This window comes from Rhodococcus sp. BP-241 (assembly GCF_019836145.1).
Lineage (GTDB): Bacteria > Actinomycetota > Actinomycetes > Mycobacteriales > Mycobacteriaceae > Rhodococcoides.
The window spans coordinates 91,308-117,423 of the sequence record NZ_JABUEI010000012.1; the positions used below are offsets into that span (position 1 = coordinate 91,308).

Annotated in this window: 25 protein-coding genes, 1 tRNA gene and 1 pseudogene; 22 read left to right on the forward strand and 5 right to left on the reverse strand. The window is 66.7% G+C overall.

The genetic code is table 11. The features are described from left to right. Positions 1-224 precede the first annotated feature (224 nt). From ssd to HQ308_RS19810, 7 genes are read left to right on the forward strand one after another with little or no spacing between them, the layout of a single operon-like run. Complete coding sequence (gene ssd, locus HQ308_RS19780; protein WP_222633338.1) at positions 225-1,283, forward strand: septum site-determining protein Ssd; 1,059 nt, start codon at positions 225-227, stop codon at positions 1,281-1,283. Further along, entirely contained in the window at positions 1,280-2,461 is a 1,182-nt protein-coding gene (locus HQ308_RS19785; RefSeq protein WP_222633339.1) for a TadA family conjugal transfer-associated ATPase, read from the forward strand. The genes ssd and HQ308_RS19785 overlap by 4 nt, the downstream gene beginning before the upstream one ends. Further along, a complete protein-coding gene (locus HQ308_RS19790) occupies positions 2,461-3,234 on the forward strand; it encodes a type II secretion system F family protein (RefSeq protein ID WP_261770361.1) in 774 nt (257 codons plus the stop codon). Before HQ308_RS19785 ends, HQ308_RS19790 begins: the two co-directional genes overlap by 1 nt. Next, positions 3,231-3,800 (forward strand): type II secretion system F family protein, encoded by a 570-nt coding sequence (locus HQ308_RS19795; RefSeq protein ID WP_308115833.1) that lies wholly within the window; start codon positions 3,231-3,233, stop codon positions 3,798-3,800. Before HQ308_RS19790 ends, HQ308_RS19795 begins: the two co-directional genes overlap by 4 nt. Positions 3,801-3,857: 57 nt before the next feature. Beyond that, positions 3,858-4,058: a DUF4244 domain-containing protein gene (locus HQ308_RS19800; protein WP_222633341.1), complete on the forward strand. Its 201-nt coding sequence runs from the start codon at positions 3,858-3,860 to the stop codon at positions 4,056-4,058. A 35-nt stretch (positions 4,059-4,093) separates the two neighbouring features. Beyond that, a complete protein-coding gene (locus HQ308_RS19805; RefSeq protein ID WP_285187117.1) occupies positions 4,094-4,399 on the forward strand; it encodes a TadE family type IV pilus minor pilin in 306 nt (101 codons plus the stop codon). After that, positions 4,392-4,736, forward strand: a complete 345-nt coding sequence (locus HQ308_RS19810) for an Rv3654c family TadE-like protein (protein WP_222647570.1) — start codon at positions 4,392-4,394, stop codon at positions 4,734-4,736. Before HQ308_RS19805 ends, HQ308_RS19810 begins: the two co-directional genes overlap by 8 nt. Before the next feature lie 151 nt (positions 4,737-4,887). Here the strand turns inward: HQ308_RS19810 and HQ308_RS19815 are convergent, their stop codons facing one another. Continuing rightward, entirely contained in the window at positions 4,888-5,499 is a 612-nt protein-coding gene (locus HQ308_RS19815; RefSeq protein ID WP_222633343.1) for a DUF998 domain-containing protein, read from the reverse strand. A gap of 113 nt (positions 5,500-5,612) precedes the next feature. Between HQ308_RS19815 and HQ308_RS19820 the strand changes: the two genes are divergently transcribed. Then, positions 5,613-6,950, forward strand: coding sequence for a cytochrome P450 (locus HQ308_RS19820; protein ID WP_222647571.1), 1,338 nt, complete (start codon positions 5,613-5,615; stop codon positions 6,948-6,950). On the opposite strand, the gene HQ308_RS19825 is transcribed toward HQ308_RS19820, so the two are convergent. Then, entirely contained in the window at positions 6,947-9,241 is a 2,295-nt protein-coding gene (locus HQ308_RS19825) for a DEAD/DEAH box helicase (protein ID WP_222647596.1), read from the reverse strand. The genes HQ308_RS19820 and HQ308_RS19825 overlap by 4 nt on opposite strands. Positions 9,242-9,585: 344 nt before the next feature. On the opposite strand from HQ308_RS19825, the gene HQ308_RS19830 reads away from it, so the two are divergent. The 7 genes from HQ308_RS19830 to HQ308_RS19860 all read left to right on the forward strand — a co-directional run bounded on the left by HQ308_RS19830 (position 9,586) and on the right by HQ308_RS19860 (position 16,704). Next, the gene (locus HQ308_RS19830; protein ID WP_005248460.1) at positions 9,586-9,789 is read left to right on the forward strand and encodes a cold-shock protein; all 204 of its coding nucleotides are present in this window, start codon (positions 9,586-9,588) and stop codon (positions 9,787-9,789) included. A 128-nt stretch (positions 9,790-9,917) separates the two neighbouring features. Beyond that, entirely contained in the window at positions 9,918-10,505 is a 588-nt protein-coding gene (locus tag HQ308_RS19835) for a hypothetical protein (protein WP_222647572.1), read from the forward strand. A gap of 167 nt (positions 10,506-10,672) precedes the next feature. After that, positions 10,673-13,621: a type I DNA topoisomerase gene (gene topA, locus HQ308_RS19840; RefSeq protein ID WP_222647573.1), complete on the forward strand. Its 2,949-nt coding sequence runs from the start codon at positions 10,673-10,675 to the stop codon at positions 13,619-13,621. A gap of 62 nt (positions 13,622-13,683) precedes the next feature. Further along, positions 13,684-14,232 (forward strand): DUF664 domain-containing protein, encoded by a 549-nt coding sequence (locus HQ308_RS19845; RefSeq protein ID WP_056443410.1) that lies wholly within the window; start codon positions 13,684-13,686, stop codon positions 14,230-14,232. 181 nt (positions 14,233-14,413) lie between these two features. Continuing rightward, entirely contained in the window at positions 14,414-15,367 is a 954-nt protein-coding gene (locus HQ308_RS19850; RefSeq protein WP_222647574.1) for a DUF808 domain-containing protein, read from the forward strand. Positions 15,368-15,378: 11 nt separating this feature from the next. Next, a complete protein-coding gene (locus HQ308_RS19855; protein ID WP_222647575.1) occupies positions 15,379-16,566 on the forward strand; it encodes a DNA polymerase III subunit delta' in 1,188 nt (395 codons plus the stop codon). Between the two features lie 62 nt (positions 16,567-16,628). Beyond that, positions 16,629-16,704: transfer RNA gene (locus HQ308_RS19860), tRNA-Thr, on the forward strand. A 166-nt stretch (positions 16,705-16,870) separates the two neighbouring features. Here the strand turns inward: HQ308_RS19860 and HQ308_RS19865 are convergent. Both HQ308_RS19865 and HQ308_RS19870 read right to left on the reverse strand, forming a co-directional pair. Continuing rightward, positions 16,871-18,064: a site-specific integrase gene (locus tag HQ308_RS19865; RefSeq protein WP_308115834.1), complete on the reverse strand. Its 1,194-nt coding sequence runs from the start codon at positions 18,062-18,064 to the stop codon at positions 16,871-16,873. A gap of 161 nt (positions 18,065-18,225) precedes the next feature. Then, positions 18,226-18,861 (reverse strand): helix-turn-helix transcriptional regulator, encoded by a 636-nt coding sequence (locus tag HQ308_RS19870; RefSeq protein ID WP_222647577.1) that lies wholly within the window; start codon positions 18,859-18,861, stop codon positions 18,226-18,228. A gap of 129 nt (positions 18,862-18,990) precedes the next feature. Between HQ308_RS19870 and HQ308_RS19875 the strand changes: the two genes are divergently transcribed. The 4 genes and pseudogenes from HQ308_RS19875 to HQ308_RS23105 form a co-directional block, all read left to right on the forward strand. Further along, complete coding sequence (locus tag HQ308_RS19875) at positions 18,991-19,188, forward strand: excisionase family DNA-binding protein (RefSeq protein ID WP_222647578.1); 198 nt, start codon at positions 18,991-18,993, stop codon at positions 19,186-19,188. An 898-nt stretch (positions 19,189-20,086) separates the two neighbouring features. After that, complete coding sequence (locus HQ308_RS19880) at positions 20,087-20,887, forward strand: ParA family protein (protein WP_222647579.1); 801 nt, start codon at positions 20,087-20,089, stop codon at positions 20,885-20,887. 43 nt (positions 20,888-20,930) lie between these two features. Next, entirely contained in the window at positions 20,931-21,212 is a 282-nt protein-coding gene (locus tag HQ308_RS19885; RefSeq protein WP_308115835.1) for a hypothetical protein, read from the forward strand. Between the two features lie 733 nt (positions 21,213-21,945). After that, positions 21,946-22,461: pseudogene (locus HQ308_RS23105) on the forward strand (SMI1/KNR4 family protein); the annotation flags it as partial. On the opposite strand, the gene HQ308_RS19895 reads toward HQ308_RS23105, so the two are convergent. After that, positions 22,458-23,477, reverse strand: coding sequence for a YncE family protein (locus HQ308_RS19895; protein ID WP_222647581.1), 1,020 nt, complete (start codon positions 23,475-23,477; stop codon positions 22,458-22,460). The pseudogene HQ308_RS23105 and the gene HQ308_RS19895 sit on opposite strands and share 4 nt — an antisense overlap. Before the next feature lie 501 nt (positions 23,478-23,978). On the opposite strand from HQ308_RS19895, the gene HQ308_RS19900 reads away from it, so the two are divergent. From HQ308_RS19900 to HQ308_RS19910, 3 genes are read left to right on the forward strand one after another with little or no spacing between them, the layout of a single operon-like run. After that, positions 23,979-24,578, forward strand: a complete 600-nt coding sequence (locus HQ308_RS19900; protein WP_222647582.1) for a recombinase family protein — start codon at positions 23,979-23,981, stop codon at positions 24,576-24,578. Positions 24,579-24,590: 12 nt separating this feature from the next. Beyond that, positions 24,591-24,761 (forward strand): recombinase family protein, encoded by a 171-nt coding sequence (locus tag HQ308_RS19905; protein ID WP_222647598.1) that lies wholly within the window; start codon positions 24,591-24,593, stop codon positions 24,759-24,761. 36 nt (positions 24,762-24,797) lie between these two features. Continuing rightward, on the forward strand, positions 24,798-26,090 hold the full coding sequence (locus HQ308_RS19910) for an LppP/LprE family lipoprotein (RefSeq protein ID WP_222647583.1): 1,293 nt from the start codon (positions 24,798-24,800) through the stop codon (positions 26,088-26,090). The last annotated feature ends 26 nt before the right edge of the window (positions 26,091-26,116 follow it).

Sequence of the window (26,116 nt, forward strand, 5' to 3'; positions counted from 1 at the left end):
GATTTCGACTACCCGGTCTCGAACCGGGCGTGTTCAGCCCGACCCCCCGGGGCTGAACTCCGACGACCCCCGCCTCCTCCCCCCCTGGCGGGGGTCGTCCCCTACTTCCGGTGCGCTAGCACCTTCTCCGCGCTGGCGCAGGCGCCGTCCCCGGGTACCGAGTTGTCCACAGGTTCGGCTCGTCGCCCTGGCGGACCGACCGCGGACGCCGCACGATCGACGGCGTGACCGACCTCGATTCAGCACTCCTGGTGATCGTGCCCGACGCCGCACTCTCCGATCGCGTCCGGCGTATCGCCGCCGCCGCGGGTCGGGAGTCGTCGCACCTCGGCGCGCTGCCGGACCGCGCGCTGTGGCAGTCCTCGGACATCGTCGTGCTGGGAACGGCAGCTGCCGAACGAGCAGTGCGGGAACACCTTCCGAGGCATCCCGGTGTCGTCGTGGTGACCGACGGACCGGCGGACGTCGAGGCCTGGCAGAGCGCGTCGCGGCTCGGCACCTCCCGTGTGCTCGCGCTGCCGGCGCAGGAGGCCGATCTCATGGGGGTGCTGTCCGCGGCCGCACGCGTCCCCGTCGGTGGCGGTGTGGTCGTGACGGTGGTGGGCGGTTGCGGCGGCGCCGGTGCGTCCGTGTTCGCCGCGGCATCGGCCGTCGTCGCGTCCCGGTCCGGGCGCACCGTGTTGATGGACGGAGACGCGGCGGGCGGCGGGATGGACCTCGTCACGGGACTCGACGGCACACCGGGCCTGCGCTGGCCGGAACTGGTGATCGACGGCGGAACCGTCACGGCCGACGCACTGCATCACGCGCTGCCCGGGCGCGGCGATCTGGCGGTGCTCTCGACCCGGCGCGAGCAGACGAACACCATCACGGCAGCGGCCTGGCGCGCCGTCGTCGACGCCGGAGTCACGGCGGGCGAGGTCGTCGTGTGCGACGTACCGCGCGCAGGCCCCATTCACGAGATGTCCGTGCAGGCGGCAGATCTGGTGGTCGTGCTGGTCCCGGCGACGGTGCGGTCGGCCGCGGCGGCGCAGTGTCTCGCCCGGTCGATCACCTCGACATCGGCCAACGTGGGAGTGGTGGTCCGCGGTCCCGCGCCGTCCGGACTGACGGCCGCGGAGGTGGCCGACGTGGTGGGTCTTCCCCTGCTCGCCTCCGTGCGCCCCGAGCGTCGACTCGCCGCGATGCTCGACGGGCGTGGACTGGTCCTCGGCCGCCGATCTCCCCTGGCGCGAGCTGCCGGCGACGTCCTGGCACTGCTCACCTCGGCGCCCACGACATGACGGGATGGGTGTCGACGGATCTGCTCGATCGCGTCCGGGTGCGCCTCGTCGACGCCGACCGGGATCCGACGCCCGCCCTCATCGCGGAGGCGCTCCGGGCCGAGGCGGGCGGCGTGCTCGGTGACGCGGATCTGCTGCGCGCACTGCATCTCCTGGACACCGAGTTCCGCGGTGCCGGCGTGCTCGACGCCGTCCTGCGCGAGCCCGGCGTGACCGACGTGTTGGTCACCGGACCCGACGACGTGTGGGTGGACCGGGGCCAGGGTCTGCGGCGAGCCGGCGTCGGGTTCGGGGACGAGGCCGCCGTGCGCCGCCTCGCCCAGCGGCTGGCGCTGTCGGCCGGGCGGCGGCTCGACGATGCGCAGCCGTGGGTGGACGGTCGTCTGCCCGGAATCGATCCCGGGTCGTTCGGAGTGCGACTGCACGCCGTTCTCGCGCCGGTGGCGCAGGGCGGGACGTGCCTGTCGCTCCGCGTCCTGCGCCCCGCGACACAGGGGCTTTCGGCCCTCGCCGCGACCGGCGCGTTCGCCGAGGGCGCCGAAGATCTGTTGCGCCGCATCGTGTCCAGACGCCTGGCCTTCCTCGTGGTCGGTGGCACCGGGACGGGGAAGACCACCCTGCTGGCGGCACTGCTCGGTGAGGTGGACGCGGCCGAGCGCATCATCTGTGTCGAGGACGCCGCCGAACTGGCGCCCTCGCACCCCCACGTGGTGCGGCTCGTCGCCCGGCCCGCGAACGTGGAGGGAGTGGGCCAGGTGGGGGTGCGCGATCTGGTGCGTCAGGCCCTGCGCATGCGTCCCGATCGCATCGTGGTGGGCGAGGTCCGCGGTGCCGAGGTCGTGGACCTGCTCACCGCGCTCAACACCGGACACGACGGCGGTGCGGGCACCGTGCACGCCAACTCGCCCGACGAGGTACCCGCACGACTCGAAGCGCTGGCGGCCCTCGGTGGCATGGACCGGGCGGCGTTGCACAGCCAGTTCGCCGCCGCGGTGCAGGTGGTGCTGCACACCGCCCGCACGCCGAGCGGGCAGCGTGTGCTGTCGTCCATCGGCGTGCTCGAACGGGACGACCGCGGGCTGTGCACCGTGGTCGACGCCTGGTCGCGAACGCGGGCACGAGGTCCAGGACTCGACGCTCTCACCGCGATCCTGCGCCGACGGGAGGGGTCCGCGTGATGCTCGCGGCGGTCTGTCTCGCGGCGGCTCTGCTGGTGCTGCCCTGCACGGACGCGCGCCGGCGCCTCGGACCGGTGCGCCGACGCTCGCTCGTGTCCGTGCGAGTGCCGGCGCGTGCCTGGATACCCGTGGCGGCAGGTGCGGCAGCGCTGGGCCTCGGTGCCGCGGCGGGCGCTGCGGTGGCCGTCGTGCTGGGAACCGTCGCCCTGCGGCGCGGCCGAGGCGCCGTGCGGGCGGACCGGCGGCGCGCGGGGGACACCCTGGCGGCAGCGCTCGAGACGATGGTGGCCGAACTCCGCGTGGGAGCCCACCCGGCCACGGCCTGCCGCACCGCTGCACGCGAGCACCCCGGGCCGGTCGGCACCGTCTTCGCCGCGGCCGCGGCTCGTGCGGAACTGGGCGGCACGATGTCGGATGCCGTGCGTGTCGGCGGACACGGGCCGGCGTGGGACCGGGTGGGTGCCGTGTGGCGCGTGGCCGAGGTGCACGGGCTGGGTCTCGCGGCACTGCTCGACGCGGTGCGCTCCGATCTGCGCGATCGCGGACGCTCGGCCCGGCGCATCGAGGCGTCCATGGCCGGCCCGCGCGCCACGGCGATGGTCCTCGCCGCGCTGCCCGCCGTCGGCGTCCTGCTCGGCCAGGCCATGGGCGCAGCGCCCCTCGCGGTTCTCACCGGAGGCGGCGCCGGCGGCATCATGCTGGTCGTCGGAGTGGCCCTCGCCTGCGCCGGGCTGCTCTGGACCGACGCCATCGTCGCGAAGGTGGCACCGTGACGATCACTCTCGTGCTCCTCGCCGCCGCGGTGCTCGCGCTCCCGCCCGCCGTCGGTGTGCGCGCCCGGCTCCGGGTGCCGGGCGCGAACGGTTCCGCATCGGTGGGGGTGGCGCCGACGGACCACCACGCCACCGCGGGCGCGTTGGACCTGCTGTCCGCCTGTCTCCGTGGGGGACTCGACATCGGCAGCGCATCCTCGGCGGTGTCCTCCGTCGCGCCCGAACCCATGGCGTCGGCACTGCGCCGCGCCGCCCAGTTGCTCACTCTCGGAGCGGATCCCGATGCGGCCTGGTCGGCGCTGGCGGCGCATCCCGACACCGAGTCGGTGGCACGCGTCATCCTCCGCTCGGCGCGGTCGGGAACCTCGATGGCCGACGCGACCGTCGAGGCGGCAGCCGATCTGCGCGTGCGGGCCGACGATGCCGCCGCTGCCGCGGGCGAACGCGCCGGAGTGATGGTGAGCGGACCGCTGGGGCTGTGCTTCCTGCCCGCGTTCGTCTGCCTCGGCATCGTGCCCGTGGTGATCGGGCTTGCCGGGTCCGTCCTGAACGGCGGGGTGATGTGACCCCCGCCCGAGAACGCCGAGGGGGAACGTCCTCCTCGGAATACGAAGGGGGAGAACATGAGCAAGTTCCTGACCGAGGTGGGCGCGCGCATCCTGACGGTGGCGCGGGAGGACGACGGGATGTCGACGGCCGAGTACGCCATCGGCACCATCGCGGCGGCGGCGTTCGGTGCCGTGCTCTACACGGTGGTGACGGGCGACAGCATCGTGACCGCGTTGACGTCCATCATCGACAAGGCTCTGCAGACGCAGGTCTGACGGGGGACTCGGGTCTCACGGGCGACAGCGGGGCGGTGACGGTCGAGGCGGCGCTGGCGATCTCGTCGATCGTTGCCGTCCTGGTGTTGTGCCTCGGTGCGCTGGTCACCGTCACCGAGCACATCCGGTGCATCGACGCGGCGCGGGAGGGTGCCCGGCTCTCGGCGCTCGGAGACGAGAGCGCGGTGACGTCGGCGACGGCGGTGGCCCCGCCCGGTGCGCGGGTGACGGTGTCGCGCGTCGGCGATCTGGTGACGGTGCGGGTGGAGGCGTCGTCGCCGCTGCCCGGGTTGACGGTGTCGGCGAGTGCGGTGGCGACGGCGGAGCCGACGGGTGGATGACCGCGGTTCGGCGACTGTGCTGGGAGCGTTCGTCACGGCGGCGCTGGTAGTGGTGACCGCGGCGGTGGTCTCGGTGGGTGCCGCCGTCTCGGCCCGTCATCAGGCGCAGTCGGCGGCGGACCTCGCTGCGCTGGCGGGTGCCGCCGCACTGACGTCGGGGTCCGAGGCGGGGTGCGCGGCGGCGACGGCGTCGGCTGCCCGGATGGATGCGGTGCTGGACGGATGCGCGGTGGAGGAGTGGGACGTGCAGGTCCGGGTGCGGGTGCGGATCGCGCTGCTGCGCTTCGGGGAGAGGGACGCGGTGGCCTCCGCGCGGGCGGGGCCGGTGGAGGAGTGAACCAGCACCTCGGTATGTCGGTCAGCGCGACTCGGCGAGCCTGCGTACTTCCGGTGCGACGGGGCGGCCGGTCTTCGCGCTGGCGGCCACGGCGGCTCGTGCAGCAGCCCGCCTCGAAGAGACACGCAACTGGTGCCTCGGTGATCGTGGACTATCGACCCCGGATTCCGGGGCCTGGATTCCACGATCGCGCCAGCAGGAGCACGCCCATGCCGATGGTCCACACGTTCAGGGTGTCGAGGGCGAGCCGCTCGGTGACACCCGAGCCCAGTCCCCATTTCCCGGGGCTGAGGAAGGCGATGCCGCCCACCACGGCGATTGCACTGCAGGCGTAGGTGAATCGCGAGGCGACTCGACCGACGGATCGTGCGACACACAGCATTCCGGCGAGCTGCAGGCCGAAGTGCACCTGCGCCGCGACGGTGTGGGGGACCGGTGCGACGTCCATCGGGAGGAACCCGACGGCGCACGTCGCGAGACCGGAGAGCGCCACGAGGATCCACCCCGTCCGTGCGATGCCCACCGAGGGACGTACCAGGAGCGCCGCGCCCGCTGCGGTGGCGCCGCCCACGGCCACGAACGTCGCGTTCATGACGACGTGGTCGGGCGAGCAGTAGTCGGTGCACGTCGCCGCACCGAGGGCGCTGATGACGTCGTCACGCCAGCTGTACGGGGTGGTCCAGGAACGCGAGACAATCACCTGCATCGGCCAGTAGAGGACTGTGGCGATCCACAAGGAGGCGACGCTCCGACGCAGGGTCATGACACGACGGTAGACACCGGCGTCGTGACCGGCGCATCATGAGGTGAGTCACACGTGTGACGTGCGGTAACGCGCAACCGGGTTATCGCAGGCCGAGCATCGGGGGAATCGGAATGTCGAGAGTGGCGGACGTCAAGGACGAGGCACGATCGCGGCTGCGGTGGTTCGCGGTGCACGGAGTGGTGCGCTTCTTCGCCAAACGCGGCATCAAGATCGGTGACCCGCAGGCCAAGCTCATCGCCGATCCGGTGACTCGCGCGAACCCCGGTGTCGTCTACCAGGAGATTCGCGACCGGGGAAAGATCGTCAAGGGCCGCGTCGCCTACCTCACCGTCGACCACGGGCTGATCTTCGACCTCCTGCGCTCGGACGACTACCGCACCGTCGTCGTGGGCGGCAATCTCCCGAAGCCGCTGCGGGCGATCGAGCGTCGCACCCGAACCGCCGCTCTGCACCCGCTGGCGCCGCCGTCGCTGCTGTCGGTCGAGCCGCCCTCGCACACCCGCTACCGCAAGCTGGTGTCGTCGGTGTTCACCGCGCGCGCCGTCAACGCGATGCGCGACAACGTGCAGCAGGTGGCCGACACGCTTCTCGACGAACTCGTGGCCGCGGGCGGCGGCACGGTCGACATCGTGTCGTCGTACTGCGCCAAGCTTCCGGTCGCCGTCATCGGTGACATCCTCGGCGTGCCGGAGGCGGACCGCGACAAGGTGCTCGAGTTCGGCGAACTCGCGGCGCCCAGTCTCGACGTCGGTCTGACGTGGTCGCAGTTCCGCGAGGTCGAGCAGGGCCTCGAGGGCTTCGACCGGTGGCTCGCCACCCACATCGCGGGATTGCGCGACAACCCGGGCGACGATCTGATGAGTCAGCTCATCGCGGCGTCCGAGGACGGGGTGTACCTGAACGATCGGGAACTCCGCGCCACCGCGGGTCTGGTGTTGGCGGCAGGGTTCGAGACGACGGTCAACCTGCTCGGCAGCGGCATCAATCTGCTGATGAACAACCCCGACCAGCTCGCGCGACTGCAGGACGATCCGTCGCTGTGGGGAACGGCCGTCGACGAGATGCTGCGGCTCGAGTCGCCGGTGCAGATGACGGCCCGCGTCGCGAAGGGTTCCGTCACCCTGGAAGGCATGGACCTCGAGGCCGGCGATCTGGTGGTGTGCGTCCTCGCGGCCGGTAATCGGGACCCGCAGGTCTTCGACGACGCCGACACCTTCGACGTCGGTCGGTCCAACGCCAACAAGCACCTGTCGTTCTCGGGTGGGCGCCACTACTGCCTCGGCGCCGCACTCGCGCGCGCGGAGAGCGAGGTGGGACTGCGCACGCTGTTCGACCGCTTCCCGCATCTGTCGTCCGCCGGCACCGGCGTCAAGCGGGACACCCGTGTGCTGCACGGGTTCCGCACGCTACCGGTGGCGCTCGGCGAACCGGCCACCGTGTCGGCCTAACCCTCCAGACAGGCGAGGACGGCGTCGAGCACGCGCACGGCGCCGTCCTTGTCCAACGGATCGTTTCCGTTGCCGCACTTGGGTGACTGCACGCAGGACGGGCACCCCGAGACACACTCGCACGACGCGATGGCCTCGCGGGTCGCGGAGAGCCAGGTGCCGATGACGGCGTGGCCGCGGTCGGCGAATCCGGCGCCACCGTCGTACCCGTCGTAGACGAAGACCGTCGGCAGGCCGGTGTCGGCGTGCAGTGCCGTCGACACGCCGCCGATGTCCCATCGGTCGCACGTCGCGACGAGGGGCAGCAGACCGATGGCCGCGTGCTCCGCCGCGTGGAGCGACCCGGGAACACGTTCGGCGGTCACGCCGGCGGACTCGAGCAACTCCGGCGTGATCGTGTACATGACTGCGCGCGTGTGGAGTTCCTGCATCGGCATGTCGAGTTCCACGGAGTCGAGAATCTCTCCGGACGGCAGTCTCCGGAGGTATCCGACCACCTGGTGGCTCACCTGGACCTGCACCAGCGCGACGTCGACCTCCCCGTACGACTGCTGTTCGTGCACGTCCTCGATCACGATGTCGGTGATCTCGCGCGCCGAGGTGGTCCACTCGGGCTCCTCGGGGTGCACCACCGCGAGGCCGTCCTCGAAGTCGAGCGTGTCCACGACGAACGACTCGCCCTGATGGATGTGGACAGCGCCGGGGTGGGTCGTCGAGGGCGCGCGGGCGGCGTCGACGGTGCCGAGCATGCGTCCGGTGGAGCCGTCGACGATCGCGATCTGCGACCCGATACCGCCCCGGATGTCCACCGCCGCATGGGGGGTCGCGTCCGCGGTGATGTACCACCCGTGCGGCCGACGGCGGAGCAGACCCCGGTCCGCGAGGGACTGCGCGACGTCCTGAGCGCCGAGCTCGATCACCTCGTCGTCGGTCAGCGGGAGTTCCATGGCCGCGCAGAGCAGCTGTGGCCCCAGCACGTAGGGGTTGGTGGGATCGGTGACCGTCGCCTCGATGGGCTTGTCCAACAACGCGGCCGGATGGTGCACGAGGTACGTGTCGAGCGGGTCGTCCCGGCCCACCAGGATCACCAGCGATCCCTGGCCGCGGCGACCGGAGCGGCCGGCCTGCTGCCAGAACGACGCGACCGTCCCCGGGAAGCCGGCGACGACGACGGCGTCGAGCCCCGCGATGTCGACGCCGAGCTCGAGTGCGTTGGTGGTGGCCACGCCGAGCAGGGTGCCGTCGGACAGCGACCGCTCTAGTTCGCGGCGGTCGTCGGCGAGGTATCCGGCCCGGTATGCCGCGATGCGCTGCGGCAGATCGGGATCGACGTCCGCGAGCAGCCGCGCGGTACCCAGTGCCGTCAGCTCCGCGCCGCGTCGGGAACGGACGAACGTCAGTGTTCGGGCGCCCTCGACGACGAGGTCGGCCATGATGCGTGCGGCCTCGGAACCGGCGGCGCGCCGGATCGGCGCCCCGTTCTCACCCGTGACGTCCAGAAGCGGTGGCTCCCACAGGGCGACGGTCCGGGGACCGTGGGGAGATCCGTCCTCGGTGATCTCCTCGCACGGTGCACCGACCAGGCGACTGGCCGCAGCCCCGGGATTCGACGCGGTGGCGCTGGCGAGAACGACGACGGGCGCGGCGCCGTAGCGCGCGGCGATGCGCCGGAGTCGTCGCAGGATCAGGGCGACGTTGGAGCCGAACACCCCTCGATACGAATGACATTCGTCGACGACGACGTACGCCAGGTTGCGGAAGAAGTGCGCCCACCGCTGATGGCCCTTGAGCAGCGAGATGTGCAGCATGTCGGGGTTGGTGAAGATCCACCGTGAATTCGCCCGGGCCCACTGGCGCACCTCGAGGGGTGTGTCGCCGTCGTACGCACTCGGTGCGATGTCCGGGAAGCCCCGCGCGGCGAGCGAGTCCGTCATGTCCACTGCAGCCCGAAGCTGGTCTGCCCCCAGCGCCTTGGTGGGCGCGAGGTAGAGCGCGGTGGCACGCGCGTCGGTCGACAGACGGGACAGCACGGGCATCCGGTACGCCAGCGACTTGCCCGACGCCGTGCCCGTCGAGACCACCACGTTGCGGCCCGACCACGCGAGCGACGCGGCCTCTGCCTGGTGGGTCCACGGCTGCGGGATCCCGCAGTCCTGGAAGACCTCGACGACCGCGGGCTCGAGCCACTGCGGCCATGCGGCGTACCGGGACTCACGTCCCGGCAGCTCCGCCGCATGGGTCAGCGGAGACTCTCCCGGCGGCGTTCCCGCCAGCGCTCGTCCGAGCAGCATTCCGCCGAACGAGGAGGCCGGTGCGTCGGTCGTCGTGCTCACTGTCTCTCACTCCCTCGGTGCTCGTGTCGATCGTAGAAGAACGGGCGGACAGAGCCCGCGAGGATATTTACGAAGTTGTTGTCTCGTCGACTGTCGCGCCGCCGTCCGACGTGGTTCACTGTTCTCGGTCGCGGCTTCTGTGTTCGTTTTCACGCTCGCAGGATCTAATGTTGCGAGCGCGGTGCGTGAAGCTCTGCCCACGGGGTGACTCTTGGGGGGGATCATCACAGCGGTCGGAACCGGCCCGATGGACTGTAAGTGCCGTTCATCGCATCCGGTGTTCAAGAAAAGGATAGACAAGCATGGCACAGGGAACTGTGAAGTGGTTCAACGCCGAAAAGGGCTTCGGCTTCATCGCACCCGAGGACGGCTCCGCTGACGTCTTCGTCCACTACTCCGAGATCCAGGGCAGCGGCTTCCGCACCCTCGAGGAGAACCAGCGCGTGGAGTTCGAGGTCGGACAGGGCACCAAGGGCCCCCAGGCCACGGGCGTCCGCGCCGTCTGATCTCGATCGGACAGTCTCTACCGACACGTCCCCCGTCGCCTTCCGAGGTGGCGGGGGACGTCTCGTTTCCGTGACACTGCGTCGCGGACACCACGCCGGCGGGGCGTTCGTGGCTTACTGTCGCGATCGTGAGCCAGTTGTCCTTCTTCTCCGCCGAGTCGACGCCGCCCGACGCGGCCGACCTCGCCGGGCTGCTGGCTGCGCAGGGTCAGCCCGTGATCGTGTCCGGGCGCACGCGCATCTCCGTCGTCGTCGATGCCACCTGGCGTGCCCACGCGGTGGCCGACCTGATCGAGTCGTGCGGCTTCGACGCCGAGATCACGACGACCGACGAGGGACGGCCACTGGTCCGGACCGAGCCGGTGCCCGAGCTGGCGTCGCTCGCCGCGGAGTGGGTCCGGGGAGCGATGAAGGCGGTGCCCGGGGGTTGGGTGCCCGGACCGCGCGCCCTGCGGGCCTGGGTGGTCGCGGCGGGACGGCAGGAGGCCGGCGGCGCCCGGTTCGTCCTCGGACTCGATCCGCACGCCCCCGACACGCATCCGGTGCTCGCCCAGTCGTTGATGCGCGCCGGTGTGGCGCCGACTCTGGTGGGAACCCATGGAGGGTCGCCGGCACTCCGGATCACCGGTCGCCGTCGGGTGACCAGGCTCATCGAGAACATCGGCGAGCCGCCACCGGGCGCTCTCGCCGCGGGCGGGTGGCCCGTCCTCGTGTAGAGGAAGAGGGGGACTCGGACGGAGGTCACCGATGGTCGATGGGCCGCGGTGTCACATACGAGTTGCACGTGTGTGTCACTCTGTAGTGTGTCGGCTTCGAACGGTTCGGGGTATCGACGCAGGTGAACGGGTTCCCTCTCGCGGGGACCAGGAAGGTTCGGCAGCAGGTGGCAGCAGGAGACAGCACGGGGAACTCGTCGTCCGGCGCGTCCGGGCTTCGGCGTCTCGTGATCGTCGAGTCACCCACCAAGGCCAAGAAGATCGCGCCCTATCTGGGCAAGAACTACGTGGTCGAGGCCTCGGTCGGGCACATCCGAGATCTCCCGCGTGGTGCTGCAGACGTTCCGGCCAAGTACAAGGGCGAGTCCTGGGCTCGTCTCGGTGTCGACGTGGACCACGACTTCGAGGCTCTCTACGTCGTCAGCCCGGAGAAGAAGGGCAAGGTCGCCGAGCTCAAGAGCTTGCTCAAGGACGCCGACGAGCTCTACCTCGCCACCGACCCCGACCGCGAGGGCGAGGCCATCGCGTGGCATCTCCTCGAGACGCTCAAGCCGAAGATTCCGGTTCGACGGATGGTCTTCCACGAGATCACCGAGCCGGCCATCCTCGCCGCCGCCGCCGACACCCGCGAACTGGACACCGACCTCGTCGACGCCCAGGAGACGCGCCGCATCCTCGACCGTCTGTACGGCTACGAGGTCTCGCCGGTGCTGTGGAAGAAGGTCATGCCGAAGCTGTCGGCGGGCCGCGTCCAGTCGGTGGCCACACGTGTCATCGTGCAGCGCGAACGTGAGCGCATGGCGTTCCGATCGGCCGAGTACTGGGACATCTCGGCGCAGCTCGACGCCGGCGCCGAGGCGACGCCGCGGGCGTTCGGTGCGCGCCTGGTCAACGTCGACGGCTCTCGTGTCGCGTCGGGACGCGACTTCGGTGCCGACGGCAAACTCAAGTCCGAGGGCGTCACCGTTCTCGACGAGGCGCGCGCACGCCGGTTGTCCGAGGCTCTGGACGGAGTCGATCTGACCGTCGCGTCGGTCGAGTCCAAGCCGTACACGCGTCGTCCGTACCCGCCGTTCATGACCTCGACCCTGCAGCAGGAGGCCGGGCGCAAGCTCCGCATGTCCTCCGAGCGCACCATGCGTATCGCGCAGCGGTTGTACGAGAACGGCTACATCACCTACATGCGTACCGACTCGACGAACCTGTCGGCGTCGGCGATCGATGCCGCACGTCGTCAGGCCACCGAGCTGTACGGCCCCGAGTACGTGCACGACACCCCGCGGCAGTACACCCGCAAGGTGAAGAACGCGCAGGAGGCGCACGAGGCCATCCGCCCCGCCGGTGACTCCTTCGCGACGCCGGGCCAACTGCACAGCTCGCTGGACACCGACGAGTTCCGCCTCTACGAACTCATCTGGCAGCGCACGGTCGCATCCCAGATGGCGGATGCGCGCGGAACCACTCTGTCGCTGCGCATCTCGGGCACCGCGGGTACCGGTGAGGAGTGCACCTTCGCCGCGTCGGGACGCACCATCACGTTCGCCGGCTTCCTCAAGGCTTACGTCGAGAGTGTCGACGACCAGGCCGGGGGACAGTCCGACGACGCCGAGTCCCGGTTGCCGGTTCTCGAGCAGGGACAGGCGGTCACGGCCACCGGTCTCGATCCCGACGGTCACACCACCAACCCGCCGGCCCGCTTCACCGAGGCGTCGCTCATCAAGACGCTCGAGGAACTCGGCATCGGTCGCCCGTCGACGTACTCGTCGATCATCAAGACCATCCTCGACCGCGGATACGTCTACAAGCGCGGCAGCGCCCTGGTGCCGTCGTGGGTGGCGTTCTCCGTGATCGCGTTGCTGGAGGCGCACTTCGGCAGGTTGGTCGACTTCGACTTCACCGCAGGCATGGAGGACGACCTCGACGCCATCGCCGGTGGCCGCGAACGACGTGGAGACTGGTTGTCCGCCTTCTACTTCGGCGGTGAGAACGGCACGGAGGGGTCGGTCGCACGGTCCGGCGGACTGAAGAAGATGGTCGGCCAGAACCTCGAGGACATCGACGCTCGCGTCATCAACTCGATCCACCTGTTCGACGACTCCGAAGGTCGCGACGTACACGTCCGCGTCGGTCGCTACGGCCCGTACCTCGAACGGATGGTGCAGAACCCGGACGATCCCGACGGGGACCCGATCTCGCAGCGCGCCAACCTGCCCGACGACCTTCCGCCGGACGAGCTGACGCTCGAGTTCGCCGAGAAGCTGTTCGCGACTCCGCAGGAGGGTCGCAAGCTCGGTGTCGACCCGCTGTCGGGTCACGAGATCGTCGCCAAGGAAGGACGATTCGGGCCGTACGTCACCGAGGTCATCCCCGAGGAGCCCGAGCCCACCCCGGACATCGTTCCGGTGGAACAGCATTCGTCCGATGGGGGCGGCGGCACCGCCGTGGCCACCAAGGCGGCGAAGAAGGCTCCCGCCAAGAAGGCCGCGAAGAAAGCGACCGCACCGAAGCCGCGAACGGGTTCGTTGCTCAAGTCGATGGATCTCGCGACGGTCACGTTGGACGACGCGCTGAAGCTGCTGTCGTTGCCGCGCGTGGTGGGCGTCGATCCCGAGAGCAAGGAAGAGATCACGGCGCAGAACGGGCGCTACGGTCCCTACCTCAAGAAGGGCACCGATTCCCGCTCGCTGGCCACCGAGGACCAGATCTTCACCGTCTCCCTCGAGGAGGCTCTGAAGATCTACTCCGAGCCCAAGCGTCGCGGACGTCAGGGTGCCGCCACGCCGCCGCTGCGCGAACTCGGTGTGGACACTGTCAGTGGTCAGCCGATGGTGATCAAGGACGGCCGCTTCGGTCCGTACGTCACCGACGGTGAGGCCAACGCCAGCCTGCGCAAGGGCGACGAGGTGGGCACCATCACCGACGAGCGGGCCATGGAACTCCTCGCGGATCGTCGCGCTCGCGGGCCCGTGAAGAAGAAGGCCACCAAGAAGGCGCCGGCGAAGAAGGCTCCCGCCAAGAAGGCGGCAGCGAAGAAGACGCCGGCCAAGAAGGCTCCCGCGAAGAAGGCGGCCGCCAAGAAGACCGCTGCGAAGAAGACGCCGCCCGCCGAGTCCTGAGGACCGCACCTGTCCGCGATTGCCCTTAGCTTTCTCCTCACACACGAGGAGAGGGGCACATCATGGCGGGGACGTACACATCCGTGGGGCCGTCGGTCGACGTCACGGGCGAGAAGCTCGATCTGGTCACCATCCTGGCCGATCAGCGCGGGATGCTCGCGATCACGGCGCGGGGGATCACCGATGAGCAGGCGCGTCGGCGCACGACCGTCAGTGAGTTCACGCTCGCCTCGCTGATCGCGCACGTCGCGTCGGTGATCCGCGGGAACGTGACCATGCTCGAGGAGCGCGACGAGAACTCGACCGTCGACTTCTCGGGATCGGGCGAGCCTGAGGTGCCCGAGTCGATCGAACAGGTGCTGGCCGAACTCGACTCCGCCGGCCGAGCGCTGGAGCAGTGCATCGCCGCGCTCGGCAACCTCGACGACCTGATCCCGCAACCCACCGCACCGTGGGCGCCGGAGCGCATCTGGTGGACGGCGCGGCGCGTACTGCTGCACCTGTTGCGCGAGATCGCCCACCACAGCGGGCACGCCGACATCCTCCGCGAGGCTCTGGACGGGCAGTCGACGATGGGTGTGGTGGCGGGTGACATGGGGTTGGAGTTCTAGGCGCGCGCTCTGTCGCACGGGGTTCAGTGGGCGGACACCGGTTGTAGCAGGCTGCAGGGGGTGTGCACGTCACGGAGAGGGTGTGCGCACCCGGTGCAGCGGCCACAGTCGATGCGCGGCCGAGCCCACCCCCGGAGCGGTACTCTCACTCTCGAACCACTGACCTACTTCGGGAGTACTGATGGCCGGCGGACTCGTAGCCCTGCTCGACGACGTGGCAGCGCTTGCCAGGCTGGCGGCGGCGTCGATCGACGACGTCGGTGCCGCGACAGGCAAGGCGACGGCCAAGGCCGCCGGTGTGGTCATCGACGACACCGCCGTGACGCCGCAGTACGTGCGCGGTCTTGCCGCCGAACGCGAGCTCCCCATCGTGCGGCGCATCGCCCTCGGGTCGCTCCGCAACAAGCTGCTCATCATCCTGCCGATCGCGCTGCTGCTGAGCCAGTTCCTGCCGTGGCTGCTGACGCCGATCCTCATGGTCGGCGGTGCCTACCTCAGTTACGAAGCGATGCACAAGATCTGGGGCGCCATCTCCGGACACGGCGCTCACGATCACGAGGAGGACGGACCTCGCGACGAGGACGCTGTCGTCGCCGGAGCTGTGCGCACCGACCTCATCCTGTCCGCCGAGATCATGGTCATCGCGCTCGACACCATCGCCGCCGAGGGTTTCTGGAGCCGACTGATCATCCTGGCCGTCGTCGCCGTGGTGATCACCGTCCTCGTCTACGGCGTGGTCGGTCTCATCGTGAAGATGGACGACATCGGTCTGCGGTTGGCCGACACCTCGTCGGGCATCGCGCAGACCGTCGGGCGCGGCCTGGTCAAGGGCATGCCCAAGGTCATGGCGGTGCTGTCCGTGGTGGGCACCGCGGCGATGCTGTGGGTCGGTGGCCACATCCTGCTCAACGGCATCGACGAGCTGGGGTTCCACCCGATCTACGAGTTCGTCCACCACATGGAGGACGCGGTCCACGACGTCGCCGGTATCGGGGGTGTGCTGGCCTGGATCGTCAACACGCTGGCATCCGCGCTGATCGGTCTCGTCGTCGGCTCCATCGTCGTGGCCGTGATGACCGGGGTGTCCTCGTTGCTGGCCAAGCGTCGCGGTGGGGCTGTCGCACAGGAGCACTAAGCTCTCCTCCCATGGCGCGAGTGTTCGAACGGCTGGTCGGTCAGCACGAGGTGGTCGCCGAGCTGTCCGACGCGGCGGCGGCTGCGCGTGAGGGTGACATCGGTTCCCGCATGACGCATTCGTGGTTGTTCACCGGGCCTCCCGGGTCCGGCCGCTCCATCGCCGCTGTCTGCTTCGCGGCTGCGCTGCAGTGCACGGATTCGGACGTCATCGGGTGCGGCCACTGCCACGCCTGCACCACCACCATGCACGGCACCCACGGCGACGTGCGCCGCATCGTGCCGCAGGGCCTCAGCATCTCTGTCAAGGAGATGCGCGAGGTGGTGCAGATGGCAGCGCGTCGCCCCACCACGGGGACGTGGCAGATCGTGGTCATCGAGGACGCGGACAGGCTGGGCGAGCGCGCCTACAACGCGCTCCTCAAGGCGGTCGAGGAGCCGCCGGCCCGCACCATCTTCCTGCTCTGCGCACCGTCCGTGGATCCGGAGGACATCGCCGTCACCATCCGCTCGCGCTGCCGGCACGTGGCTCTGGTGACGCCCAAACCCGCGGACATCGCACGCGTACTGCGGGAGAACGACGGCCTGGACGAGAAGACCGCCGCGTGGGCCGCCTCGGTGGGCGGCGGACACGTGGGCCGCGCGCGCCGCTTGGCGACGGACCCCGAGGCACGCGAGCGACGGCAGCGGGCACTGGGCATCGCCAAGGCGGCGCTCCGCCCCGCCACCCAGTACGCGGTGGTCGAAGAACTGGTGAAGGCCGCCGAGTCCGACGCGGTGCAGATCAACGCCGACCGCGACGAGCGGGAGACCGACGAACTGCGGACGTCCCTCGGCGCCGGCGGCACCGGCAAGGGTGCAGCGGGCGCGCTGCGAGGATCCGCCGGCGTGCTCAAGGAACTGGAACAGCGGCAGAAGTCGAGGCGCACTCGTACCGGTCGTGACTCGCTGGACCGGGCACTCATCGACCTTGCCGGGCTGTACCGCGACGCTCTCGCACAGTCGTACGGCGCCTCGTCGACGATGACGCACCCCGACATGGAGGACCAGGCCCGTGGCCTCGCCTCGGTGTCGACTCCCGAGTCTTTGCTGCAGTGCATCGAGGCGATCCTCCGGTGCCGCGAAGCGCTGGAGATGAACGTCAAGCCCAAGTTCGCGGTCGACGCGATGGTCGCCACACTGGGCGCGGCGGCCCGCTGACCCCCGTTTTGAGTTCGGGCGGGGGGACCGGTTAAACTTGCGATGGCTCCTCAGGGAGCCACGCCGCCTTAGCTCAGTCGGTAGAGCATTTCACTCGTAATGAAAAGGTCAAGAGTTCGATTCTCTTAGGCGGCTCCATCACAATATCGTGCCTGACCAGCTAAAATGCTGGTCAGGCATTTTCATGTTGCGGGTGCAATGGGCGTCTCGATGACACACGATGACACATTCCCCCCGAAACTGGTGGCGGCGCACTGTCCTGTACCGCGGTGGCCGATGCCGTACTTGAGCGTGAACCGAGCGCCTATTCAAGAAGCGTGTGCGGATCAAGACCAATGTCGGCCGAATTTCGTGCCGACATCATGGCTTGGAGCACATCGGCACCGTCCAGCATTGCTTCGTCCTGAGCGTGGACGTAGGTACGCATCGTGAATGCATTGTCGCTGTGTCCCAGCCAGGCGGCGATGACGGCTATCGGGACCCCTTGAAGGTGCATCAGTGTTCCGCAAGAGTGCCGGCAATCGTGCAACCGTAGAGGCCTGATGCTCGCGCGCATCGTGAACCGTTCCCATAGGCCGGAGATGCTGTCGGGGTGGTACGCGCGGCCCAACTCGTCGCAGACGACATAGCTGCCGTCCTGGTAGTCCTGGCCGGCTGATTTCGACTCCTCCGACTGCGATTCTCTTGCTTGTAGCAAGCTCCGCCGAAGAGCGTCGGTCAACGGAAGCGTCCGACGCGAACTTCGCGACTTCGGAGCGACTTCGGCAGCCTGACCGTTCACGCTGACTCTGTTGTTGGCGATCGTGAGGGTACCCATCTCAAGATCTACATCTCGCCACCGTAGTCCGCAGATCTCACCCCGTCGGAGTCCGTGAAGCGCCAGCACCCAAGCGTGTCCGACGCGCGAGCTCCCAGCTGCGTGCAGGATATGGCTCACCTCGTCCTGTGAGTAGGTACTGGTGGACAGATGGTCGCGAGGTAGTCGGTCGACCAACGCCGCGACGTCGCGCACCAGACGCCCCTGCTTCACCTCCTGGGTCAACACCATGGAGATGACATTCAACATGTGGTTCACCGAGATGGCCTTCCATGGCTTTCGGCGGCCGGAACTCTTCGGTATCGAACCTGACAGGAGATCGCGAACGAGCGTGTCGAGATGCTGTTTGGTCAGCTTCTGTATCGGGGTGTGGCCATATACGAGTCGGATAGGTTTCAGAGCTTGCGTATACGAAACAAGTGTCGTGGGCTTCAGGTTGTGTCGGCCGGAAAGATAAGTCGAGCACGCTTCGTCGACCGTTGCGGCGGACGGTGCGACGTAGGTGGGGTCGTTCAGCTCGTCGCGGGCTTGTGAGAGCGCAGCGCGGGCTTCCTTCTCTGTCGAGAAACGTCGACGACTCTGCGAGCGGCGAGGCGACGTTACCGTTAGTTCGTCTGCGGACGCGGACGCGGAGTCAGATTCGGGCGTGGGCGAATCAACACGAACCTCGTACCGAGTCACATTTGTGCCTGTACGTCTATCGCGCACTGAGATCTTTTTGATCTGCGGTGGCAAATGCTGCCTAGCCACGACTACTCGCTGGTCGCAGTGCTCGGGGTCCTGTGCTGATGTCCGGCCGCGGGGACGCCGCTACCGAAGTCGCAACGCTGGGGGAGGACATCTCAAGCACGAGGAGGACGACCGTCGCCGACTTCCATGCCGAGCTCCGCCATCTGCTTGCGTAGCGCGTCGGCACGGTCACAAGCATCGTCGTACAGGTCTTCCAGGGTGCTGATCTGTTCTGGCGTCTCTTTCGATGCCAGAGCTCGCCTGATCTGCGACTGCGCCCCTCTCATTGAGGTGATTGCCCTTAGCCACTTGCGCGTAACGGTGACGCGATCGATTTCCGGCGCCAACGCTTCCCGAGTCCACACACGCGCAGGCTCGCCGGTTTTGGTCTGCCAACCGTCTGACGGGGAAAACAAGCCGGATTCGCCCGCGAACCATCGCATTGCGTCGTGCGACTCGTGCGGTCTTCCGGGTAAGACGTTCACTGGGCCGCGCGGGAGATCGGGAAACAGCAACTGGACGGGGGCGATCTGCAGCGCCGCCGCCAACACGATGAGATCCGCCACGTCGAGACCGCGTCGCCGACCTGTCTCCAAGTCAGAAATGACGGCTCGTGAGATCGGGTGGCCCAGCTCTGCCGTGCGCTCCGAGAGTGCCTGCCCTGACAGGGGCGGCAAGGCGGCAGTTCGCGCGCGCCGCACCTCTTTTCCCACTCTGTCGACGATCTGCTGGCTCCACTCCTGCGTCATGAACACGCATACTACGGCATCTAAGCCAGCTATTGCGGTGAATCTACGACAGAGGTACCTTGTGGTGGAACCACTCAGACGTAGCCGCAATCGCGACGAGCTAGTGGTGATTCACGACAGGAGGATGAAATGGGCAGGCAGCTCTTCTCAGTGCAGGAAGGCATGGCCCGGACCGGGCTCGGTCGGTCCAACTTCTTCAACAAAATCGCGTCCGGCGAGATCCGAAGCGTCAAGGTCGGCAAGCGCCGCCTGATACCCGACACCGCCATCGACGAGTACATCGAACGCCTCGAGTCCCGGAGCGCCGGCGACGCGGACGTCGCATAAGTGACGCTGACACAGGACCCATACGGAACTGAAGTGCCCTCGGCTGAATCCGGTGTGTCAAGCACCGGAGCCGAGGGCACCAGGCCTACCACCCGCGAGGACGGAGGCTTCGACGACTGACTTTAGATCATTGATCGATCCCCATCAAGGCCTTTTTGCCATTCCCGGGATCGACTTCTGACGCGGTGACCCATCCCGCGATCACATCATTCACGGCCGACCGATGTCCCCGCATCAGCACATGACCTGATGCAGGCGTTTTCGGCGAGTGCGTCGTTTTCAGGCAGAGCCCGACGATAACCAGCCTGCCGCCGTTGCCTGTGCACCCTTTAGCGATCCTCGTCGACCGGCCGCGAGGCACCACTTCGAGAACTGATCATTAACGAGGTGGCGATACCGATCAGCCACGCGTCGTCACGGCGCGGGGCCAGAGGGCGTGGAGCGGACAACGTGGGTGCGGACATTGGGGGTCACCCCTGGGGGGTCCGGGTGAAGCAGCACGTAGTCCGACGCAGTAGACAGGACCACCCTCCATGCCAACAGTTTCTATCCTCGGTGCTCGAAGAACGGACCGTCGGACCCGGCGCACAATCAACTCCGGTGTGGGTTCGATGACAACACTCGGATTGCTTGTGGTTGCTGTTCGGGTGGTTCTGTCAGCATCGACCGCTATTCCGGTAACGGTGGTATTGCTGGTATTTCTTCCCGTGCGGGTGTCACATCCCAATCGGTAATCACCGGTATCGGACTCTTTGCTGGGGTGGCAAGGATGGGTCGTGTTGCTGCCACTCCTCCAATGCAGCCATCACTTGCGTTTCTTCCCTCACCCGTATTGCAGGTATTGCGGGTAAGGGAATCCCACTCTTCAAGGCGTACCGACATATGAAAGAGGACACGCATGTCACATAACGTGATCGCCTTCTGTAACCAGAAAGGTGGCGTAGGCAAAACGACGACCACCTTCCACATCGTTGATGCGGCCCGTCGCGCCGGCCACCGAGTCCTGGCACTCGACATGGACCCTCAGGGAAACTTGAGCACCGTCCTCAGCGCCGGTGAGCCCACGCCCGGTGACGCGGGAATGGCGGACGCATTGTCGGACCGGTCGGCCGCCACCCTCGCAGACGTCGTGGCACCATCCATCTGGGACGGCGTCGATCTGGTGGCCACCGATCCGAACTCGGAATCCCTCGCGTTTGTGCGGGATGAGCTGATTCTGGGGGGCGCGGGACGCGAGCGGCGACTCCGAGATGCACTGGAATCGCTCGCTCCGATGTACGGACTGGTGGTGATCGACTGCCCGCCGAGTCTGGACCTGTTGACGATCAACGCTCTGGTGGCGGCGCAACGAGCGCTCGTGGTCAGTCAGTCCGCGCTGTTCTCCGCGAACGGGCTGGCACGCTTACGACGAACCATCGACGTGGTCCGCCGCAGCTACAACCCGACGCTCGAGCTGGTGGGCGCGATCATCAACCTCCACGAACGCAACACCATCGCTGGTCGCGAGCAGCTGGCCGAGATCGCCGACTGCATCACGGTCATCGGAGATCCGGTACCCAAGCGAGTCGTGCTGAAGGACTCCTCCGAGGCACAGACCAGCCTGCTCGACTGGGGCACGACGGACGCACGCAATCTGGCCAGCATCTACCGCCGCACGTCGGGACTGCTCATGGAAGGAGTCGACGATGGCGCGTCCTGAACGCCTGAAAAGCAGCTTGGGCAACTCGAGTCCGCTCGACCCGGTGGCCGACCTGGTACCGAGCGCGGAGTTAACAAATCCTCCGCCAGTCGTAGGCAGGCCAGCCAAGACCAAGCGGACGTTCTACTTCTACGTCGAGACGAGTGAGCGTCTCCTGAACGCAGCCGAAGCGTTGATGGCCACACCGGGAGCACCTCGCGGTCCGTCCGACCTCGCTGCAGAAGCAGTGGAGCGCTACGTCGACTACCTGGAGGCCACCCACAACAACGGCCAGCCGTTCGCGCAGAGAAGCGGGCCGCTGCAGAGAGGGCCGCGCATTCGGTAACCAACAGCAGCAATGCCAGCTGTAGGGGCCGTTGATCATAGGTATCGTGAGGCTGACCAGTCGAGTATCAAGCGCCTATCACCGGCTGTCACTTACATGTCGGGAAGCCGTCAGCCCCGGTGGTGTAACCGAACCACAGCCGTGGGAATGATTTTTGCAACCCCGGTTTCGAGTTGACGAGAACAGATTTGGACCACCCCTACCTAGCCTCAGCTGCTCTCGTTGGTCTGTTGCCGTAGTTCGAATTTCAAGGTCTTTCCTGTGGACGTTCGCGGCAGTTGATTGGTGAAGATGATGTCACGTGGGTTTTTGTAACCGGCGAGGAGCCCGCGGGCGTGGGCCGTAGCGATAATGCGTGCGCTCGCCAATCGGCGCCGTCAGTTCGACCTTTAACACGGAGGTCTCATGATCAAAAGCATCTCGCTCAATTTGGATGGCAAAGAGGTATCCGTGGACGCTAGGGGATGTACGTTGTTCCTAAGCAAAATGGGTACGAGATCAGGTGACATACGGCACTTATCTCTCGTGCCAGAACGGCGACTGTGGGTCAAGCACGGTGTTGATAGACGGGAACCGTTCAAATCTTGTATCATGCCTGCGTGGAGGGTTGACGGCATGTATGTCGAGGCTACCTGTCGGCCCGGCGAGCTCGCGCAGTCGCACCGATGACAATTCCGTGCGCGAGGCCTGCCTTTAGGCTGAGTGTGAAACATCTCGGTGGCCTGTTGAGCTCCAGGAGTTCTTCTCTCTGCACGTTGGCCAGCATTTTTCAGTGGGCGCAGATCATCTGGTTTGGACTGTTCTGCCCGACGGAGCGTTGTTAACCCTCGACGAGCTTCTCTATCGGTACAGATCGGCTCGCGACACGCTCCACGACATAGACGATCTCGGTCCTGAATGGCCCGAGATAATACGTTCGCAGGAGGCCGGCGAAACAGCTGAGATGTTCCTGGACGCGTACGTGCCGTTCGCCGAGGACGGTGCCGGCGACTTCGAATACATCGACACTCGCCCAGGTGGACATCACGGCTTTGTTCGCTATTTCATGTCGGAGGCTGCTGATGGTGCCTCTCTATACGTGTATGTCGCAGAGATCCGCGCTCCCCTTCGAGGCCGTCCTGTTCGACGGACGTCTATCGAGGCGCCCCGAGAGCAGATCGGTCGTATCGCGGACCTGCGTATCGATGTCCTGGTAGATGCTCCTGTACGGGGTCGCCAAACTCATCCTGCGCCGCCCGCGAGAAGCTAGCTTCCGAAAATCGAGCCTGAACCCGTGCTCGGCGGACCGGGAGGCGGCGGGGGCACACTCCCGTCTGTTATGACCGAGACCGTGGAGAATTGGCTCGTTACATACGCTGCGGCGCTGTTCGGAGCGACAGCAACAAGTTGGCCATTGCCCGGTGTCGTGACGGTGTCGACCAAGGTCAAGGTCGCCACGTCGATCACATAGACGGCTTCGTTGCTCACCACGTATGCAACCGAGTCGTCAGGGGCTACGTCGAGGCCAGCGGGCTGGCTGTCCAGCGTGAGCTTCTGCACACGGCCCGTCGCGATGTCCAACTTCTGCAACTGGTTGCCCTCTGAACCCACTGACGTGAAGAACAATGTTCGGCCCGATTCGGCGACGTCGATCGTGAATGCAGTCTCGCGGCCAGTCGGAATGCGTCTCGAAACATGACTCGACGCGAGGTCGATGACAGCAATCGAGTAATCACCGAGCAAGTCCGTCGAGTACGCCGTACGGCCATCCGGAGAGACGGCCACGAACAAGCTGCGATCGCCAGCCTTGACCAGCGAAGTCGTGTTGGTCTTGGTGTCGAGGATCAGAACGTTTCCGTCGAACTGGCAAGCCACGACAACTTTCGAGCCATCCTGTGTCATGACGGTTCCCAAGGGCCCATCGCAGGCCGGTAGCACGTTGCGTACAGCGAGCGTGCGAGTGTCGATCACTGACAAGGTGTCGCCGCCGTTGTCCCCCATGAACAACGTCGAACCGTCGGGGGAGACTGCGAGCCCGACAGGACCCGCACCTATAGGGACCGTCTGTACGACTGCGCGTGTCGTCGTATCGATCTTCGAGAGTAGCCCCCCCGTTTCATTGTCGCCGTGCGTAACGAACGCGGTCCGGTTATCCGGAGATACGGCGATACCCTCAGGTCGGCCAGAAACTTCGATCGAGGCGGCGACGGTGTAGTCGGTTGACGGTTGGGCGGCGGCAAGGCCTGGGGTGAGGGTCATCGCCGAAATCCCGGCGATGGCGACCATGCGCCTGACTGTGCGGGGGCGGTTGTCCTGCAGTGGCACTGTGCTTCTCCATCTACTGCGTCGAGGATGAAAGGCTGTGCGCAGTCTATGGGTACCGACTGTTCCGCTTGCTACCAAAGATTTCAACGCACTCTTCGGGCGCGTCTAAGCATGTCCCTGAACGATCGCTTACGACACGACCGATCGTGGGTCCATTCAGCGCGGTCGTCACACGATCCGCTGCGCCGCGATTAGCGAACAGCATTTGCTACCGGGTCAAGGCGCAGCCGCACGTTCGGCCTGGCGACAACCGGACCAAAGCACCGGAACCCCCTCTGCGCCCTCCTGCGGGTTTGGGTGTGCGTTTTGACCATCGTCATACCGGACGAGCGCGAACGGGCTACTGAGAGTGATTGACCACGAGGTTCTCTCAGTCAAACCGTCCGCTGGAAGTGTCCACTTGTTTGGTCCAGCTTCCCGTAGTCTCTACTGGACAGATCGAGTCCAGCAGGCCGGAGGGGCATGAAAATCGGGTACGCGCGGTGCAGCACCGCCCGACAGGACACCTCCGTCCAAGTTGGACTGCTCGCCAAGATTGGTGTCGACCGCGACCGGGTCTATATCGACCACGCTGTCAGCGGCCGGCAAGCAAAACGCCCCGGACTCGAACACGCCATTAACGCCAGCCGCGACGGCGACGAATTTTGCGTCACCAAACTCGACAGACTCTCCCGATCGGCCGGAGACCTCCACGAAACCGTGAACCGCCTCGCCGCCAGGGGAGTGGCACTGTCGATCGACGGCAAGGTCTATGACCCAGCTGATCCCATGGGCAAAATGTTCATCGGGATGCTGGGCCTCATGGCCGAATTCGAGTCCGACTTGATCCGAGCCCGCACCCGCGACGCGATCGCTGCCGCAGCAGCGGCCGGTAAGATGAAAGGCCGGCCGCACACTCTGACCCCTGAAGAGCGGGCATACCTACTCCAGGTATTCGAAACACGGCAGTTCAAGATTGAAACACTCTGCAAAAACACAGGATTGAAACGATCCGCCCTATACAGCAACCTCGCCCTGGCGCGGGGAGAACGAGATGCTCTAGCGGTCGCGAGAGGCGGTTAGTGCAGTCCACTTCTGAAACAGTGCAGGCGTCTTTCGAAACTGACAGATGGACTCAAATCCAGGGGAGTGGCGTTCGCATCCGTCACCGAACAGATCGACACCAGCACCGCCAACAGCGAGCTCATCTTCCACAATTTCGGTGCCCCCGCCGCCTTCGAGCGTCAACTGCTCCCCACGAACTAGACCTCGGAGTCCCGTTCGCCACTTAGAGTCGTTCCCGTGACCAGTTCTGATGGCGACCGTCGCGCCGCTCCCGGTTGGTATCAAGACATCCAGGCGAACGTTTTGCGGTACTGGGACGGTCATCAATGGACCAACGCCACGCAGCCGATTCCGCCGGCGCTGCCATCACCGCAACGACGGAAGATACCCAGGAAAGCGCTCGTCCTGGGAGCCATCGGCGGCGTCGCGCTGATCGCGTCAGCGGCGACCATCTTCGCCCTGACTCGACCCGACGATGTCAGGTGGTCCGCCTTTCCACACACCGCTGCTTGCACTGAAGAGAAGAACGGGCTCGACATGCCGTCGAACAGCACCGACACCACCGTAAAGACTGCGAGCCTGGAACACCTGGGTGAGCAGAAGATCGCGGTCACCATCGACTTCGCCGTCACGGCACCGCCGACACCGCGCTTGGTCACATCCCCTTACTCAGACGAGCCAGTTTTTGAAGCCGGGAGCTTCGTCTACAACGTGTTGGTCGGTGCCGACGAGGGATCTGTGTTTACTGCATTGACAAAGGATGGGTGGGGAGCGGCTCGACTTGATCTCGCCGTGGACGAGGGCCTCGGCGACCCCGTCCCGGAGTACACACAGCGAAACTTCTTGATCGACTTCGAACGTTCGGCTCGTTCTGTGCGGTTCGTATACGACCTCGACGGCCAACCCAACCTTTTCAGCGACGGCCCGTTCACGCCTGAAGTTCGGGTCAATGCGTTCAGAGTGGGGCCTCCCGTCCCCGATTCAGTGCGGGGAGGATCCGACACCTACTACGCCAGCCAGCTGTGCTCCTGGAACCCGGCGGCCAGGACCGACAACCAGAACAGCGCACCCGTGAGCCCTCAGCTTGACCCTCCGGCCCTGGATACGCGACCGTCCAGCAGCAGTACTGACCAGAACGATTGCGGACCGGACGCCAACGACGCTCTCACCGACGCCCTGACGACGTTGCCACCCGAACCGAACACCGGCCGCGAATGGGACCCTGTCCCGATCGGAAGCAACTTTGACGCATGCGCTGATCTGTCCGCCATCATGGTCGGTGTCGAAGGCGGGACGGGGAGCTCGCCGGTGCAGGCGTTGATGTTTCATCGCGGAGAGTACCTCGGTACCGGAACGTCAGAAGCCTATGGGTTCACGGAACTCGACTTGGCGGCGTCCACAGACGACACGGTGGTCCTCACCTACGAAACCGGACAGTCGTGCAACGCCTGCGATGACGGTGTCGTCACATCCGTCCGCTTCCAATGGGACGGTCGATCCGTCCAAATACTCGACAACCCGCCAAACTGAGAAGCGGGCGTTCCCCGTCGTCGAAG